This window comes from Streptomyces cellostaticus, from assembly GCF_001513965.1.
Classification (GTDB): Bacteria; Actinomycetota; Actinomycetes; order Streptomycetales; family Streptomycetaceae; genus Streptomyces; species Streptomyces cellostaticus.
Window position 1 is genome coordinate 116,320 of record NZ_KQ948016.1, and the last position, 15,347, is coordinate 131,666.

The 15,347-nt window shown below is 71.6% G+C and carries 16 protein-coding genes and 1 pseudogene; 1 reads left to right on the forward strand and 16 read right to left on the reverse strand.

The annotated features are described in order from the left end of the window. Window positions 1-48: 48 nt before the first annotated feature. The 16 genes from AQI88_RS04135 to AQI88_RS04205 all read right to left on the reverse strand — a co-directional run bounded on the left by AQI88_RS04135 (window position 49) and on the right by AQI88_RS04205 (window position 14,058). Window positions 49-1,557 carry a glycoside hydrolase family 43 protein gene (locus tag AQI88_RS04135; protein WP_066992018.1) on the reverse strand — a complete coding sequence of 503 codons (1,509 nt, stop codon included), beginning with the start codon at window positions 1,555-1,557 and terminating at the stop codon, window positions 49-51. Continuing rightward, on the reverse strand, window positions 1,554-2,399 hold the full coding sequence (locus AQI88_RS04140) for a DUF6807 domain-containing protein (RefSeq protein WP_066992022.1): 846 nt from the start codon (window positions 2,397-2,399) through the stop codon (window positions 1,554-1,556). The genes AQI88_RS04135 and AQI88_RS04140 overlap by 4 nt, the downstream gene beginning before the upstream one ends. Then, window positions 2,399-3,538: a Gfo/Idh/MocA family protein gene (locus tag AQI88_RS04145; protein WP_066992026.1), complete on the reverse strand. Its 1,140-nt coding sequence runs from the start codon at window positions 3,536-3,538 to the stop codon at window positions 2,399-2,401. Before AQI88_RS04145 ends, AQI88_RS04140 begins: the two co-directional genes overlap by 1 nt. Continuing rightward, complete coding sequence (locus tag AQI88_RS04150; RefSeq protein ID WP_066992029.1) at window positions 3,535-4,809, reverse strand: pectate lyase family protein; 1,275 nt, start codon at window positions 4,807-4,809, stop codon at window positions 3,535-3,537. Before AQI88_RS04150 ends, AQI88_RS04145 begins: the two co-directional genes overlap by 4 nt. Then, a complete protein-coding gene (locus AQI88_RS04155) occupies window positions 4,806-5,690 on the reverse strand; it encodes a carbohydrate ABC transporter permease (RefSeq protein ID WP_066992032.1) in 885 nt (294 codons plus the stop codon). The genes AQI88_RS04150 and AQI88_RS04155 overlap by 4 nt, the downstream gene beginning before the upstream one ends. Beyond that, the gene (locus tag AQI88_RS04160) at window positions 5,687-6,622 is read right to left on the reverse strand and encodes a carbohydrate ABC transporter permease (protein WP_066992035.1); all 936 of its coding nucleotides are present in this window, start codon (window positions 6,620-6,622) and stop codon (window positions 5,687-5,689) included. Before AQI88_RS04160 ends, AQI88_RS04155 begins: the two co-directional genes overlap by 4 nt. A gap of 97 nt (window positions 6,623-6,719) precedes the next feature. Further along, on the reverse strand, window positions 6,720-8,441 hold the full coding sequence (gene araD / locus AQI88_RS04165; RefSeq protein WP_066992038.1) for an L-arabinonate dehydratase: 1,722 nt from the start codon (window positions 8,439-8,441) through the stop codon (window positions 6,720-6,722). Next, a complete protein-coding gene (locus tag AQI88_RS04170; protein ID WP_066992040.1) occupies window positions 8,438-9,349 on the reverse strand; it encodes a dihydrodipicolinate synthase family protein in 912 nt (303 codons plus the stop codon). The genes araD and AQI88_RS04170 overlap by 4 nt, the downstream gene beginning before the upstream one ends. Then, window positions 9,346-10,011 carry a GntR family transcriptional regulator gene (locus AQI88_RS04175; RefSeq protein WP_066992043.1) on the reverse strand — a complete coding sequence of 222 codons (666 nt, stop codon included), beginning with the start codon at window positions 10,009-10,011 and terminating at the stop codon, window positions 9,346-9,348. The genes AQI88_RS04170 and AQI88_RS04175 overlap by 4 nt, the downstream gene beginning before the upstream one ends. A 131-nt stretch (window positions 10,012-10,142) precedes the next feature. After that, window positions 10,143-10,904 (reverse strand): MBL fold metallo-hydrolase, encoded by a 762-nt coding sequence (locus AQI88_RS04180; RefSeq protein WP_066992045.1) that lies wholly within the window; start codon window positions 10,902-10,904, stop codon window positions 10,143-10,145. Window positions 10,905-10,942: 38 nt separating this feature from the next. Further along, the gene (locus AQI88_RS04185) at window positions 10,943-11,389 is read right to left on the reverse strand and encodes a DUF6368 family protein (protein WP_279616529.1); all 447 of its coding nucleotides are present in this window, start codon (window positions 11,387-11,389) and stop codon (window positions 10,943-10,945) included. A gap of 6 nt (window positions 11,390-11,395) precedes the next feature. Further along, window positions 11,396-11,983 carry a TIGR03086 family metal-binding protein gene (locus AQI88_RS04190; protein ID WP_066993623.1) on the reverse strand — a complete coding sequence of 196 codons (588 nt, stop codon included), beginning with the start codon at window positions 11,981-11,983 and terminating at the stop codon, window positions 11,396-11,398. Further along, on the reverse strand, window positions 11,980-12,363 hold the full coding sequence (locus AQI88_RS44770) for a DUF6010 family protein (protein ID WP_244184035.1): 384 nt from the start codon (window positions 12,361-12,363) through the stop codon (window positions 11,980-11,982). Before AQI88_RS44770 ends, AQI88_RS04190 begins: the two co-directional genes overlap by 4 nt. A 295-nt stretch (window positions 12,364-12,658) precedes the next feature. After that, on the reverse strand, window positions 12,659-12,784 hold the full coding sequence (locus AQI88_RS48440; protein WP_279616523.1) for a hypothetical protein: 126 nt from the start codon (window positions 12,782-12,784) through the stop codon (window positions 12,659-12,661). 24 nt (window positions 12,785-12,808) lie between these two features. After that, on the reverse strand, window positions 12,809-13,267 hold the full coding sequence (locus AQI88_RS04200) for a glycine-rich domain-containing protein (RefSeq protein WP_066992052.1): 459 nt from the start codon (window positions 13,265-13,267) through the stop codon (window positions 12,809-12,811). Between the two features lie 155 nt (window positions 13,268-13,422). Next, a complete protein-coding gene (locus AQI88_RS04205; protein WP_208615711.1) occupies window positions 13,423-14,058 on the reverse strand; it encodes a hypothetical protein in 636 nt (211 codons plus the stop codon). A gap of 177 nt (window positions 14,059-14,235) precedes the next feature. On the opposite strand from AQI88_RS04205, the pseudogene AQI88_RS04210 reads away from it, so the two are divergent. Next, window positions 14,236-15,337, forward strand: a pseudogene (locus AQI88_RS04210) (helix-turn-helix domain-containing protein). Window positions 15,338-15,347: the final 10 nt, after the last annotated feature.

Sequence of the window (15,347 nt, forward strand, 5' to 3'; positions counted from 1 at the left end):
CGGCTCCCAACAGGCAGACAACAGACGGACGACAGACAGAGCAGGGGACTACAAGGGGCTGATCCGGAACTCCGTGAAGGTCGCCGCTCCCGCATGCCCCGATCCCTCGGGCGCGACGGCGAACAGGCCGAGCAGGGCGCCGACCCAGCGCCAGGGGGTCGCCGCGAAGACCGGCCCGGACGGGCGCAGGCCGTCTCCGACGTCGTACGAGAACCGGCAGCGCGCCCCGGCCCCCGCCTCGATCCGCAGCCGGGCCCGCCCCTGGGGCGCGACACACGGCAGACCGGCGTCCCGCTCCCTGTCGGCGACCGCCTCGGCGAACCGGTGCACGAGCCGGACCGTCCCGTCGGCCCCCCGCTCCAGCCCGATCCAGCCGAAGGCGTCCCCGAGCACCGCGAGCCCCGCCCGCGCCCCCGGCTCGGTGCCGTCCAGGCGGAGCTCGACCTCGATCGCGCTCGGCATCCCGGGCAGCCGCTGGGTGAGCACGTGCGGCAGTTTCCGCGGGTCGTGGGCGTCGGCCGAGCGGACGCAGGTCAGCCGCAGCCCGTCCCCGGAGTGCCGGGTGGCCCAGCCGTCGCCCGGGTTGGCCGTCCACTGCCACTGGCGGCCGTACCGTCCGCCGGGAAAGTCGTCGTCGGTGGCGGGCGCGGCGGGCGACTGCGGCGGGAGGTCGGGCCGGCGGTGTACGGCGACGGGGGCGCCGCCGTCGCCGAGCACGGGCCAGCCGTCCTCGGCCCAGCGCATCGGCTGGAGGTGCACGACCCGGCCGTAGGCACCCCGCTGCTGGAAGTGCACGAACCAGTCCTCGCCGGCCGCCGTGCGCACCCAGCCGCCCTGGTGCGGCCCGTTGACCTCGGTGTCCTGCTGCTCCAGGACGATCCGCTCCCCGTACGGCCCGAAGAAGCCGCGCGAGCGGAAGGCGCCCTGCCAGCCGGTCTCCACTCCCCCGGCGGGCGCGAGGATCCAGAACCAGCCGTCGTGCCGGTGGAGCTTCGGGCCCTCCAGCGTGAACCAGCCCGGGATGCGGTCGCCGTCGACGATCACCTTGCCCTCGTCGAGCAGCGAGGTGCCGTCGGGGTGCATACGGTGGCCGGTGAGCCGGTTCTTGATGCCGGAGCGGGACTTGGCCCAGGCGTGCACGAGGTAGGCCTCGCCCGTCTCGTCGTCCCACAGCGGGCACGGGTCGATCAGTCCCTTGCCCGCCTTCAGGAGGTGCGGGCGGGTCCAGGGGCCGCGGATCTCGCGGGCGTTGACCTGGTAGATGCCCTGGTCGGGGTCGCCCCAGAAGATCCAGAAGCGTTCGTCGTGGTGCCGGATCGACGGTGCCCAGACCCCGCAGTCGTGCCGGGGCGCCACGAACTCCTCCTCCGGTTCGAGGCGTTCGAGGGCGTGGCCGACGAGCGTCCAGTTGACGAGGTCGCGCGAGTGCAGCAGGGGCAGGCCGGGCACGCGGCCGAAGCTGGAGGCGGTGAGGTAGAAGTCGTCTCCGACGCGGACGACGTCCGGGTCGGACCAGTCCGCGTTCAGGATCGGGTTCCGGTACGTCCCGCTCGTCACCGGCTCACCGCCTTCCGGACCAGCGCGGCCGCCTCGCTGCGCTCCAGCCGTCCGTCGGCGACGACGGTGACGACCCGGCGCACGACGGTCCCGCCGGGCGGCACCGGCAGCCGTTCCGCAGATGCCAGCGAGGAGCCCACGCCCGGGTACTCGGCCGCGCGCACGAACCACGGGTCGCGCCGGGTGTCCTCGGTGGCCCCGGCGAAGACCAGCGTCCAGCCGGCACCGGCCAGCGCGAGCCAGTCGGCGCGGGTGCCGTGCACCTCGGCTTCGCCCGTGCGGTCGGCGGTGAAGACGTCCGGTGCCGAGGCCTCCTTGCGGGCCCGCCAGAAGAAGCCGCCGTAGGCCGCGCCGGGGCGCCCGTTGGTGGCGGGGCTGCCGAGGGACAGCAGGCCCGGGGTGACGTTGGTGAGGGAGAAGGTGAAGTCCAGCGCCCAGGCGGTGTCGGTGAGTTCGGTGGCGGCGACGGTACGGCGCTCGCGCAGCAGCTCGGCTCCGGCGGCGACCCAGCGCAGTTCCTCCACGAAGCCGTCCGGGTCGCGCAGCTGGAAGGCGGTGTGCCGCTGGGCGCCGTGGTTGTCCAGCTCGGTCGGGCCCTGACCTGCGACGAAGGTGCGCCCGCCCCAGAAGTTGTGCCCCTCGACGTCGGGAACGGCGACACCGACGCCGAGGTGGTGTGCGTGGTCGGCGGGGCTCAGCTCGGTGACCGCCGTGCCGGCCAGGGTGGTGACGGGATGCAGATAGGGGCGCGGGGCGAGACGGGCCGGCGCTTCGGGCCGGGTGACGTACCGGCCGACCGGGCGGCCGGCCACCCGCAGGACCGCGGTGTCGTGTTGCGTCATCAGGTGCTCACCTCTTTCGGTAGGGCCCAGGAGGCGCCCAGCTCGGAGTAGAGGGCGAGGGTGTCGGCCGAGGCCGCCACCAGGCCGTCGATGCCGGGCACGACCCGGCGCTGCCCGGCGGGCAGCAGGCGCCAGGCGCCCCCGGGCAGCGGGGCCGGGTCGGGGGCGGTCCTGATGGCCTCGACCACCTTCATGAAGGCGCCGGTCTCGTCCGGGGCCACCAGCAGGGCCGCGCCGCTCTCCAGATGCTCGACCAGGTTCTCCAGCAGGTCCGTGCGGCCGTACTCGGACTCCTCGGGGCCGTGTCCGGCCCGCTGGAGCAGCACCCGGTCCTGCTTGTACCAGAAGGTGATCCGGCCGCTGTCGCCGTGCACCAGGACGTACGGCTCCCCCGGTTCCTCGGCGCACAGGGTCGCAGCGACCGTGACCGGGCCGCGTGCGGTGCTCACGCGGACGCAGGAGGTGTCGTCGGACTCGATGTCGTTGGCGCGCAGCAGCTCGGTCTCGATGCCGGTGACGTCCTCGGCGCGGGTGGCGCCGAGCAGGGCGAGACCGGTGGCGACGGCGTGCGCGAGGGGGTTGGTAAGGACCCCGTCGACCACGTCGACGCCGTTCAGGCGCCGCCTGCCCGCCCAGGGCGCCCGCCGGTAGTAGGCCTCGTCGCGGGCCCAGGCCCCGGCCCCGCCGACCCCGACGATGTTCCCGATCGCGCCCTCGGCGATCATTCGCCGGATCGCGGGCACGGCGTGCGAGCCCAGGGACTGGAAGCCGATCTGGCAGACCACTCCCGCCTCGGCGACCCCGTCGGCCATCCGCCGGTACTCGGCGTAGGAGGGCGCGGGCGGCTTCTCCAGCAGGATGTGGACACCCCGCTCGGCGGCCTGCAACGCCAGGTCGGTGTGGGTGGGGATCGGCGTGCAGATCACGGCGATCTTTGCCCCGGTGGCGTCGAGGAGCCCGCCGAAGTCGGCGGACTGCTCGGGCGTGCCCAGGCCGTCCGGGATCTCGTCCGGGCCCAGCGGGGTCAGTTCGCAGATCCCGGCCAGCCGGACGCGGCCCTTCGCCTGGAGCCGGCGAAGGTTGTCCAGGTGCCAGCGGCCGTGGCCGCGCGCGCCCGCCAGGACGATGGGTACGGTCATGGGATCCTCCCTGCGCCCGCACCGCGCGCCACCTCTCGGTCGGCCACCGCGGCGCTGTCGATCTTTCCGTGCAGGGTAGGCGTCCGGCCGACGTCCGCCGTGAGGTCGCGCTCGCTGCCCGAGTTGTAGGCGTCGTAGAGGGCGAGCAGGTCGACCGGGTAGCCGTTGAAGAGGGTGCCGCTCTGGTGCAGGGCGGTGCCGTTCCAGCTCTTGACCAGGTCGGCGGCCTCCACGTGGCTCGGGGTGTGGAAGGCGTTGTTCTCGGCGTAGAGGGCGGACTCCGTGGAGACGCCGAGCGAGTAGCGGTACTCGCTGCCCTCCGGAACCACGTACCGGTTGTCGTACACGTGCACCTGCCCGAAGCGGACGCGCGGTGCGCGCTGGACGACGGACTCGAACTGGTTGTGGTGCAGGGTGACGCGGAGCTTGCCGCGGTCCCCCGTGGCCGAGTCGCTGTTGCCGATGAGTATCGCCTTGTCGTGGTCGGCGAACCGGCTCCAGGAGACGGTGACCAGGTCGGAGCCGCCCGTGATGTCCAGCAGGCCGTCGTGGCGCAGGTAGTTGCGGGCGAAGCAGGTGGGCTCGGCGGAGTCCGGGTGGCCCTTGTCGCTCGCCGTGATGTGGTCGGCCCGGACGTGGGTGGCGCCGGTCAGGGTGAGGGTGTCGTAGGCCGTCTTCCAGTCGCCGAGGCCGCCGGTGTCGGGCTGCCGGACGGGGAAGCAGTCGTAGGCGTCGCGCAGGTCGAGGTTGCGGATGATGACGTTGTTCGCGTTCCCGACCTGGAGGTCGGCGCCCTTGAGGACCGCGTCCCCGAGGCCGATGAGGGTGGTGTGGGAGCCGACCGGGAGCACGACTCGCTCGGCCTGCTTCGCCGCCGACGCCTGGCGGGCCTCCTCCTGCGGGCCGCTGGGCTTGGCGGAGCCCCGGGTGCGGGGGTCGTAGGCGGCCAGGTACTTCTTCAGGCGGTAGCCGTCGGTGGCGTAGTCGGCGCAGTCCAGGTGGTGGCCGGAGTCGTCGGTGCCGGCGATCTTGATGATCTTCGGGGTGTCGCTGCCGTGCTCGAGGGCGCGGACGAGTCCGGCGCGGTCGGTCACCGTGTACACGTGGGCGTCGTCGGCCGCCGCGCCGCCGGTGGTGCCGCCCCCGGCTGCGGCCCAGCCGTCGTCCGGGGCGAGCACGTCCCGGCCGATGTCACGGACACCGTCCGCGTGCGCGGGCACGCACAGCACGCCCGACAACGCGACGGCTACGGGGATATGACGCATCCTCATCCCTTCACCGCCCCCGCGCTGAAGCCGGTGATCAGCCACTTCTGGATGAAGGCGAACACGATCACGACCGGTACGGCCGCGATGATGCCGCCCGCCGCCAGGGCCCCCAGGTCGACGCTGTCGGCGCTCATCAGGGTGTTGAGGCCGACCGGGATGGTCTGCTTGCTCTGGTCGGAGAGGAACATCAGGGCGAACAGGAAGTGGTTCCAGGCGTGCACGAAGGCGAAGGAGCCGACGGCGATCAACCCGGGTCGCAGCAGCGGCAGGACGACGATCCGGAAGGCGGTCAGGCGGTTGCAGCCGTCCACCCAGGCGGCCTCCTCCAGGGAGTACGGCACGTTCCGGATGAACCCGCTGATCAGGATCATCGACAGCGGCAGCTGGAAGACGGTCTCGGCGAGGACGACGCTGCCCAGCGAGTTGATCATCTGGAGCTTGGCGAAGATCTGGAACAGCGGGACCAGCAGCAGCGCGCCCGGCACGAACTGGGAGCAGAGCAGAGCCAGCATGAAGCCGCGCTTGACCTTGAAGTCGAAGCGGGCCAGCGCGTAGCCGCCGGCCAGGGCGACCACGGTGGTCAGGAGCAGCGTGGCGATGCCGACGTAGACGCTGTTGGCGAAGTAGGTGCCGAAGCTGCGCTCGGTCCACACCTTCTGGAAGTGGTCGAAGGTCATCGGCCAGGGGACCAGGGAGGTGGAGCCGGCCGGGCGGAGCGCGAAGAGCAGGATCCAGTAGAAGGGGATCAGGGTGAAGAGGAGGTAGATCCCCAGGGGGACGTAGATCTGCCAGCGCGGGACCTCGTCCCAGGCGCGGCGCCTCCCCCGCGCGCGGGCGGGCTCGGGCGCCACGCGCTCGGGTGCGGGAGCGATCTCGGTGATCACTTGGTCTCACCTCCGAACTTGCTCAGCCGCAGATAGACGAGCGAGCAGAAGAGCAGGATCACGAACGCCACCGTGGTCAGGGCGGAGGCGTAGCCGAAGTTGTGGGCGTCGACGCTGGTGTTGGCGATGTAGAGCGGGAGGGTCGTGGTCTCGCCCGCGGGTCCGCCGCCCGTGAGGGTGTAGAGCAGGTCGACGTTGTTGAACTCCCACACCGCGCGCAGCAGCGTGGACAGGACGATCGCGTCCTTCAGGTGGGGCAGGGTGATGTGCCGGAACTGCTTGAGGCGGCTCGCCCCGTCGACCTCGGCGGCCTCGTACAGGTCCCGGGAGACGGACTGGAGGTCGGCGAGGATGAGGATCGCGAAGAAGGGGACGCCGCGCCAGAGGTCGGCGACGACCGCCGCCGGGAACACGGTCGAGGTGTCCGACAGCCAGCTGGTGCCGTAGGAGCCGAGCCCCGCGTCGGCGAGGTAACGGGTTATGCCCGTCTGGGAGTTGTAGAGCAGCACCCAGATCGCTGAGGTCAGCACACCGGAGACGGCCCACGGGGAGAAGACGAGGGCGCGGCCGATCGCCCGGCCCACGAAGGTCTGGTTGACGATGAGCGCCAGCGCCAGTCCGAACAGCAGTTGCAGCCCGACCTCGACCACGACCCACTTGGCGCTGAAGGTCAGCGTGTCCCAGAACTGCGGGTCGTGGGCGAAGGCCTGGGTGAAGTTGTCGAAGCCAGCGAAGCCGTTCCGCCAGGGCTTGGTGGGGTTGTAGTTCTGCAGGCTGTAGGAGAAGACGCTGAGGACCGGGTAGGCGATGAAGCCCAGCATGAGCAGGGCCGCCGGGGCGATCAGCAGGTACGGCAGCCTGCGCGGGGTCGCGGAGGCACGGCGCCGCCGGGGTGGCGCGGGCGGTTTCGCCACGGCTGCGGCTTGGGCCATGACTGTTCTCCGTTCGCAGGGGGGCGGTACGGCGGGTGCAGGAAGCGCTTGCTAGGTACACGTGGGTGAAGCGCTTCACCATGGGCGATGCGGGGGTTCAGCCGGCGTACGGGTCCGGCACCTGGCCCGGGCGGGCCAGGAACTCGAAGTCGCAGCCGGTGTCGGCCTGGGTGATCTGCTCGTTGTAGAGGGCGCCGTAGCCGCGCTCGTAACGGGCGGGCGGCGGTGTCCACCCGGCCCGCCTGCGCTCCAGCTCCTCGTCGTCCACGTGGAGATGGAGGGTGCGCGCCCGGACGTCCAGGGTGATGGGGTCCCCGGTGCGCACCAGCGCCAGCGGGCCGCCGATGTACGACTCCGGTGCCACGTGCAGCACGCAGGCGCCGTAACTCGTGCCGCTCATGCGGGCGTCGGAGATCCGCACCATGTCCCGCACGCCCTGCTTGAGCAGATGGTCCGGGATCGGGAGCATGCCGTACTCGGGCATGCCCGGGCCGCCCTTGGGGCCGGCGCCGCGCAGCACGAGCACGCTGTCGGCGGTGATGTTCGACTCCGGGTCGTTGATGGTGCGCTGCATGGTCCTGTAGTCGTCGAAGACGACCGCGGGGCCGGTGTGCTCGAGCAGGTGGGGTTCGGCGGCGATGTGCTTGATGACGGCGCCGTCGGGGCAGAGGTTGCCGCGCAGCACCGCGACCCCGCCCTCGCTCGCGACCGGGTTGTCGCGGGGGCGGATGACGTCGTCGTTGTGCACCTGGGCTGCGGAGATCTGCTCGCGCAGGGTGTCGTGCGCGACCGTCGGCCGGTCCAGGTGGAGCAGGTCCGGGATCCGGGAGAGGAAGCCGGGCAGGCCGCCCGCGAAGTGGAAGTCCTCCATGAGGTAGCGCTGTCCGCCGGGGCGGACGTTGGCGAGGACCGGGACCGTGCGGGCGATGCGGTCGAAGTCGTCCAGGGTGAGTGTCACCCCGGCCCGGCCCGCCATGGCGATCAGATGGATCACGGCGTTGGTGGAGCCGCCGAGGCCGAGCACGGTGGTGACCGCGTCCGCGAAGGCGTCCCGGGTGAGGATCTCGCTCAGCCTACGGTCCTTGTGGACCAGTTCGACGATCGTCAGGCCCGCCTTGGCTGCCATCCGGTCGTGTCCCGAGTCCACCGCCGGGATGCTGGACGCGCCCGGCACGGTGACGCCGAGCGCCTCGGCGGCCGCGGTCAGCGTGGATGCCGTGCCCATGGTCATGCAGTGGCCGGGCGAGCGGGCCAGGCCGCTCTCCAGCCCGGTGAGCTCGCAGTCGCCGATGAGGCCGGCCCGCTTGTCGTCCCAGTACTTCCACATGTCGGTGCCGGAGCCGAGGACCTCGCCCCGCCAGTGGCCCGGGAGCATGGGCCCGGCCGGTACGAAGACGGCGGGCAGGTCCACCGAGGCCGCGCCCATCAGCAGGGCGGGCGTGGACTTGTCGCAGCCGCCCATGAGCACCGCGCCGTCGACGGGGTACGACCGCAGCAGCTCCTCGGTCTCCATCGCGAGCAGGTTGCGGTAGAGCATCGGGGTCGGCTTCTGGAAGGTCTCGCTGAGGGTGGAGACCGGGAACTCGAGCGGGAAGCCCCCGGCCTGCCAGACCCCGCGCTTGACGGCCTGCGCCCGGTCCCGCAGATGCACATGGCAGGGGTTGATGTCGGACCAGGTGTTGAGGATCGCGATGACCGGCTTGCCCAGGTGCTCCTCGGGCAGGTAGCCGAGCTGGCGGGTGCGGGCGCGGTGGCTGAAGGAGCGCAGGCCGTCGGTGCCGTACCACTGGTGGCTTCTCAGCTCGTGCGGCTGCTTCATAGGGACCACCCGGCGGCGATGGCGGCGACCTCGGCGCGCTCGTCCTCGGGCAGCTGCCTGCTCGGCGGGCGGACGTCCCGGCGGCACAGGCCGAGCGCGGCCAGGGCCTCCTTGACGACGGTGACGTTGTCGGCGGAGCCGTGGGCGGCGCGTAGTTCCTCGAAGCGGCGGATCTGCTCCCAGACCTTCATGGCGGCCGGAAAGTCACCGGATCGAAGCGCTTCGATCATGTTCAGCGAAACGGCCGGGGCGACGTTCACGAGCCCTGAGGTGAAGCCGGTGGCGCCCGCGGAGAAGTAGGAGGGGGCGTACGGTTCGGCGAGGCCCGCCACCCAGACGAAACGGTCCAGGCCCGCGTCGCGTGCGAAGGCGGCGAACCGTGCGGTGTCCGGGACGGCGTACTTCACGCCGATGACGTTCGGGCAGTGGTCGGCGAGTTCGGCGAGGCGGGCACCGGACAGCTGGGCGTTGCGGATGTAGGGGACCACGCCCAGTTCGGGCACGGACTCGGCGATGGCGCGGTGGTAGTCGACCCAGCCGGCGGCCGAGACGTACGGGTGGACGGGCTGGTGGACCATCACCATCCGGGCGCCGAGCGTGCGGGCGTGCCGGGCGGAGGCGGTCGCGGTGGGCAGGTCGTGGCCGACGCCGACCAGGATCACGGAGCGGTCGCCGGCCTCGTCCACGGTCAACTCGGTGACCAGGCGGCGCTCTTCGGGGGTGAGGGCGTAGAACTCGCCGGTGTTGCCGTTCGGGGTGAGCGTCCGGATCCCGCCGTCGAGCAGGCGACGCAGCAGGGCCCGGTGGGTGTCCTGCGCGACGGAGCCGTCCGCGGCGAAGGGGGTCACCGGGATGGCCACCACGTCGGCCAGGGCCGCCCGTTGGGTCTCGAACGTCACGCTGCTCATTGATGACCTTCCTCCGGGTGGGGCTCGGTGTCCGAGGGGAAAGCTCGCCGTACGAACGACGCGATGTGGGAGTGCAGGGCGCTCGCGGCGCCGTCCGCGTCGCCGTCCAGCGCGAGCCGCAGGATCTGCCGGTGCTCGGCGGCCTCCCGCTCCCAGGAGGGGTCGGTCGCCCAGGCCACGGCGGAGACGAGGGCGGCCTGGTCGCGGACCTCGTCCAGCATCCGGCCGAGCAGCGGGTTGCCGCACGGCAGGTAGAGGGCGCGGTGGAACTCCCGGTTGGCCAGGGAGCGTTCGGCGGTGTCGCCGGCCGCGTCGGCCCGGGTGAGCGCGTCGCGGGCGGCGTCGAGGGAGGCGCCGCGCCGCACCGCCCGCCGCAGGGCCTCGGGCTCCAGCAGCAGCCGCACGTCGTAGACCTCGCGCGCCATGTCCGCGTCCACCATGCGCACCGTGACGCCCTTGTACTGGCTCATCACGACGAGACCGGTCCCGGCGAGGGTCTTCAGCGCCTCCCGCACCGGGGTCTTGGACACCCCGAACTGCGCGGCCAGCTCCGTCTCGACCAGGGCCTGACCGGGCATCAACTGCCCTGTCAGTATGCGGTGTTTGATCGCGTCCAGCACATATTGCGTGCGGGACGGGATCGGGGTGGGCACAGAGGTCATACGGCCCTCTCGGATCTCACATATCGCGTCTCATATATGACGTACGAAGTACGACGCGTTGAAGGTAGGAGGGGGCACGGAGTTCGTCAATGCTTCTGACAAAGGAAGTCGGGGCTGCCGGGGCGGGGGCCTCAGACGCTGTGGATGTCGCCCTCGACGGCGGTGAACGTGGTCCGGCCGAAGACGGCGGCGGCTCGCTCGGTGGCCGCCTCACGGGTGAGCGTGGGGCCGACGTGGGTGACGAGCAGCTCGCGCACCCGCGCCTCGCGGGCGGTGCGGCCCGCATCCTCCGGCGTCAGATGCACCTGCTGCGAGTGTTCGCCATCGCGATGCTCACCGAGGTCCGCCTCGCACAGGAACAGGTCGGCGCGGGCGGCGAGTTCGGTGAGCGCCGGGCAGGGTCCGCTGTCTCCCGAGTACGCCAGCACACTGCCCTGGGCCTCGGCGCGCAGCCCGTACGCCTCGGTGTCGTGGGCGACGGCGCGGGCGGTCAGGCGGAGGTTCCAGTGCCGGACGTCGTGGCCGTCGTGGAGGTCCCGGAAGTCGAAGACGCCCTTCAGGAACTCGACGTCGGGGCGGCCGAAGAAGCCGGCCAGCCGCCGCGCGCAGTCCTGGGGGGCGTACACGGGGATCGGCGCGTGCGGGGTCATCCCGCCGAAGGCGAAGGCGTAGGCGGCGGCGAGCAGATCCGCACTGTGGTCGGCGTGCAGATGGGAGATCCAGATCGCGGTGAGCCGGGCGGGATCCGTGTGCCGCTGCAACGCGGCGAAGGTCCCGGGCCCCGCGTCCACCCACACCTCGGCCCCGCCACCGGACACCAGATAGCCGGAGCAGGGCCGGTCGGGACCCGGGTGCGGCGAGGCGGTACCGAGGATGGTGAGGGTGAGCGGCATAGGAGGGAGGGTACGACGCCCTGCGCCCGGCTCCCGGCTCATTTGACCAAGCGGAACCCCGGGTGTCCCAGCCAGGCGGCAAGGAACTCGGCGTCCCCGACCTGCCGGACGGAGCGCTCACCGTCCCCCGTGTCGTAGGACACCTCGCGCAAGGTGCCCGGGAAGGGCGAGGGCCCCTCGAAGAGCATCCCGTCGAAGTCGATCAGCGCGCCCAGGCGCCGGGCCAGGGTGAGGGCGAGATGCCCCAGGGCCCGGTGGTTCGGCGGACCCGAGGAACCGGCGAGCAGCACGATCCCGTGCGCCGGCGGACGCGGGAAGCCCGAGTAGTCGTCGTCGGCGCCGGGGATCTGGTCGTCCACGCCCAGGGTGAAGCACCCGGTCCCGTCGAGGTCCGCCTGCCGCAGCCCGAGCGGGCGGGCGTCCGCGATCCAGAAGTCGGCGCCCCCGTCGCCCCCGGCCCGGACGGGCTCACAGAAGGTCTCCAGCCAGGGCTACGGCCGCCACCCCGGATCCCGCCCGCTCAGCCCCAGCGCCCGGTCCAGCAGCGGCGCCTCGGCGGGGACCGCCACGACCGGGCCGAAGGGGCCGTTGCCCTGGTCCGGGTCGTCGGTCGCCGCGAGGAGGAAGGCGTGGGCCGAGGTGAGGGCCGCGGGGTCGGGGGTGTAGGGGAGGCCGGTGGCGCGGGCCAGGTCCCAGCCGTGGATCACCAGCTCGTCGGCGGTGACCGCACCCGCGACCGCGCCGGGCAGGTCCACCCCGCCCGCGCGGGTCATACCGGTCCAGGCGGCCGGGTCGCGCCAGGCGTCGGCGAGTTCGTCCAGCACCTTGGGCAGTTCCTCGCGCCAGCCGGGGCCGATGTCCGGGACGACCACGTTCGGGGGAGTGTCGGTCGTCGTACCCAGGTCCTTGCGGGCGGCGTCGCGGAGGGCGACGGACAGTCCCAGCAGGTGGCCCAGCAGATTGCGTACCGCCAGGTCCGGGCACGGTGTGGGGCCCGGCAGCTGGTCGTCGGTCACGGCCTCCGCGAGCCGCGCCAGAATCCGGGTCTGGGGGCCGAGGTCGAGGATCGTGTCGGTCATGCCTTGCTCCTTGGGGGTTGCGCTACCCGTACGGAGGGGTGACTGGACGGCTCGCCGAAACTCATCGGTGCCCTGCGGCCGCGCAGCGACTCCCATGGTGACCGGCCGCCCCCGACGCACCACACCGCGATCACCGGATCGCACAGCGCGCAGCCGAACGAGGAATCGTGGGCGAACGGGACGATCGGGTGGCCATTGAGGTGGTGCACGACATCCCAGGCCGTGTGCAGCAGCCAGCCGACGCCGATCCAGGCCCAGGAGTCCAGGCCCTTGTAGGCGACGAAAGTGGCCACCGCGGTGAAGGCGAACTCCCAGCCGCCGAGGCCGCCGCCGCTGAGACAGGCGGCGCCCGCGCAGGCGCCGTGGGCGTCGATACTCACCGCGCCCCGCCGGACTGCTGCCGCGGCGACCCCGAGTGCCCCCGCGCGACAGGAGCAAGTGGTCGTCCTGGAGATCCGTGCAGCCGACAGCAGCCAGTACACCGATTTCCTTGTGGGCGAGTTGCGCAAGACGGTCCGGACCCGTGGATCGGTAGAGGCCACGTTCGCGCCGCCACGCGGCAGATGGCCGCTCAAGCATGGATGGCCTCGCGGAGGCGAACACCGCGAGGCCATCGTGCTGCACCCGTCCGCCCTCTCGCCCTGGGGGGCGGGAGTACTGAGGACGAGCGGGCTGTCAGGGTCTGGGCAGGATGATGAATCCCCGCACCGGCTTCGGCTCCGGGTCACGCGACTTCGGCTGCTGCGTGCGCTTCCACGCCGCTACCAGGTCCGCGTACCGCGGGTCGATCCACTCGGACATGCGGCCCTCCCTTCACCAGGGAGGCTAGACGATGCCGCCGTCGGGCTTCGGCTTCGGCGTGATGACAATGGTGCACTCCGGGGCGTGCTGGCAGTTCGCCGCCACCGAAACGAGGGTCTCGTCGGTCGGCGGGCCCCACAGCTCCGGGTCCGCCTCCCAACCGAGTTCGGCGATCTTCTCGCGGGCCCGGTCCAGGATCAGCGGGTCGTAGTTCGTCGGGTCGTACCCCGGGGAGTGGTGCACGAACCGGCCGCCGAGCTGCTGGCACAGGTCGGCGTACATGGCGGTGTGCAGGATCAGGGCGTGCCAGCCCCCGTCAACGATCCTCGATGGTGCGAGGCCGACGCCCGGGCTCGCTGAACAGGCGGCGACGAACTTGAGGCCTTCCTCGACGATTCGGCCGGCCATCTCTTCGGACATCTTCGGGTTGGCGTCCATGACGGTCTTGCGGCAGCTGGCGAACCGCTCATCGGTGATGAGCATGCGGGCGAGTGGAGGCTTCGGTCCGGGACCCGGTTCCGGCGGCACAGGCCCGGGGCCGGGCAGGGGTACGCTCACGATGATCTCCTTCGCTGGTAGCGGATGGGATACGCGTCCGGGCCTGTCGTCTTTGCGGGATGTCGGCCCGGGCGTTCCCGTCACTTGCGTGCGTCGTGGCGCAGGCCGGTGACGGAAGCAGTGGGGTCGACGGCGTCCAACTGATGTGCCTGCGCGAGCAACTCGTGCCCGGCGGCGATCAGCCGGGCGACGTGCAGGGGCTCGCAGAGCACTGCGGGCGACTCCATGGAGACCGCCCAGTACGACCCGATGCCAGAGCGGGAGCGGTCGGCGTCCAGCCGCGGCACGCCCAGATAGGTACCCCGCCCGATAACTGCCACGTCTGCCGCCTGCCAGTCCGTAGCGGCCTCGTGCCATGTCCTGGGCACGCTCGCAGGGACGAGGAGGTAGTACCGCGACCGGTGTCGGTCGCAGATCACGGGACCGCCCTGCAGGGCTTCCTTCAGCACGGCATCGACGTCCGCCGGCTTCGTGCTCGCGGCCATGGCACGGATGAGGGGGCCGGGGAGCCGGACGGCGGCGAACAGCGTGCCGAGCGGCAGCAAAGTCACGCTGTGCTCCTGCCACTCCATCCTGGCGCGCTCTCGCCCGAAGCTGGGGAGGGTGGAGAGGAGCCAGTGTTCGGCCGCCAACCGGCGTTCAGCGCTCGTGTGGACGACTACGCCCATCTCCGGTGTCACGGGGCGCAGGTCCTGCTGGCCAATGTTGCGGCTCACGGAGGCGGCCTCCAAGCCCGAAATCGGTTCCTTCTTCACAGGGGCGGTCATGGCGGCATCACTCCCACTACGCTGAGTTGCCCGGTCGTCACCCTGACGGTATGTAGAGGTGCCCGCCGCTTGTAGTGACTGTGAGTACGGGTAGGAGCCCGTCAGGCGCGGGCAAGGGGGGGCGCCATGAACCAACAGCTGAAAGGAGCCCTGACCGGGGGTCAGGGATCACGCGGGCGGGGCCGCGCGGGCGTCATCTCCGGGTACGTCTTCCGGGTCATACGCGAACAGCTGGGCCATACGCAGGACAGCCTCGCCGAGGCGTTCCACGTATCGACGGACACCGTGGCTGGCTGGGAGTCGGGGCGCCGACCACTGACCGCCGTACCGGTCGGGCAGATGCTCGTACACCGCCACCGCCTCATGCAGATGGCCACAGCGCCGGCTCTGCTCGCAGTGCTTGAGCGGGCAGTGGAAGCCGACATGCTGCTGGCGCGTGCCCTCGAAGATGAAGGCCCCACCGATGACAGCCCCCTCGGCGCATGGGTCATGCAGCGCGACCTCGTCGAGGTCCTGACGTGGCCACTGAACGGCGTGACACCTGGACCGCTGCGCGACTTGCCCGCGCCGCCTCGGCCGCGCCGCGGGCCCGTGCCCACCGCACCCGAGCTGCCGGCGGGCGACCGCGCCCGCTTCTTCGCCCGGATGCGGCAGACCGCCGAGCAGGCGCGTGGTGACCGTGACTTCCTGCTGCGGCGTCAGGCCCTGTACCTAGCCGGTTTCGACTCAGATGCGGACACGTTCGCATGGCTGGCGCACCAGCAGAGGACCGAGCGGCCCGACGACTGGCTGACGCGATGGCTGAACTCCCGGTCGGTGGCCGCTGTCGCCGCCCGCCAGGGCGACCGAGACCGTATGACGCACTTCATCACCCGGACCCTTGGAGACGACGACAAGGCCGAGGCCGCCAACCTCAACTACTGGGCCTACTGGATCGGGGAATCTCCGCACATCCAACTGTCCGACGACTTCATTGCCGAACCCAGCCCCGGGCCCTGGCCCGGTGACCGTTTGCTGGGCCATCTCGTCAAAGGCCTCACGCCCCGGCATGGCTTTTTTGACCTCAACGTGCACACCTTATGCGCGTCCGAATCTGCTGCGTGCATCCTCCGCGGCTGGCCGGGCTCTACGCGAACGGCTGCCGGTGATGTTGGATGATGCCCAGTCGCCGCAGGCTCGGCGGGAGCTCGAGGGCATCCAGTACGCAATCCGCCTCGCTGAGGCGTGAAAGGGGACAC

What these genes read in the sequence shown, in the direction of transcription:
- AQI88_RS04145 (WP_066992026.1), bottom strand. Translation starts at nt 3,538, where the DNA reads ATGACCGTACCCATCGTCCTGGCGGGCGCGCGCGGCCACGGCCGCTGG.
- AQI88_RS04175 (WP_066992043.1), bottom strand. Translation starts at nt 10,011, where the DNA reads ATGACCTCTGTGCCCACCCCGATCCCGTCCCGCACGCAATATGTGCTG.
- AQI88_RS48440 (WP_279616523.1), bottom strand. Translation starts at nt 12,784, where the DNA reads ATGTCCGAGTGGATCGACCCGCGGTACGCGGACCTGGTAGCGGCGTGG.
- AQI88_RS04200 (WP_066992052.1), bottom strand. Translation starts at nt 13,267, where the DNA reads ATGCTCATCACCGATGAGCGGTTCGCCAGCTGCCGCAAGACCGTCATG.
- AQI88_RS04190 (WP_066993623.1), bottom strand. Translation starts at nt 11,983, where the DNA reads ATGACCGACACGATCCTCGACCTCGGCCCCCAGACCCGGATTCTGGCG.
- AQI88_RS04180 (WP_066992045.1), bottom strand. Translation starts at nt 10,904, where the DNA reads ATGCCGCTCACCCTCACCATCCTCGGTACCGCCTCGCCGCACCCGGGT.
- AQI88_RS04160 (WP_066992035.1), bottom strand. Translation starts at nt 6,622, where the DNA reads ATGGCCCAAGCCGCAGCCGTGGCGAAACCGCCCGCGCCACCCCGGCGG.
- AQI88_RS04140 (WP_066992022.1), bottom strand. Translation starts at nt 2,399, where the DNA reads ATGACGCAACACGACACCGCGGTCCTGCGGGTGGCCGGCCGCCCGGTC.
- araD (WP_066992038.1), bottom strand. Translation starts at nt 8,441, where the DNA reads ATGAAGCAGCCGCACGAGCTGAGAAGCCACCAGTGGTACGGCACCGAC.
- AQI88_RS04170 (WP_066992040.1), bottom strand. Translation starts at nt 9,349, where the DNA reads ATGAGCAGCGTGACGTTCGAGACCCAACGGGCGGCCCTGGCCGACGTG.
- AQI88_RS04150 (WP_066992029.1), bottom strand. Translation starts at nt 4,809, where the DNA reads ATGAGGATGCGTCATATCCCCGTAGCCGTCGCGTTGTCGGGCGTGCTG.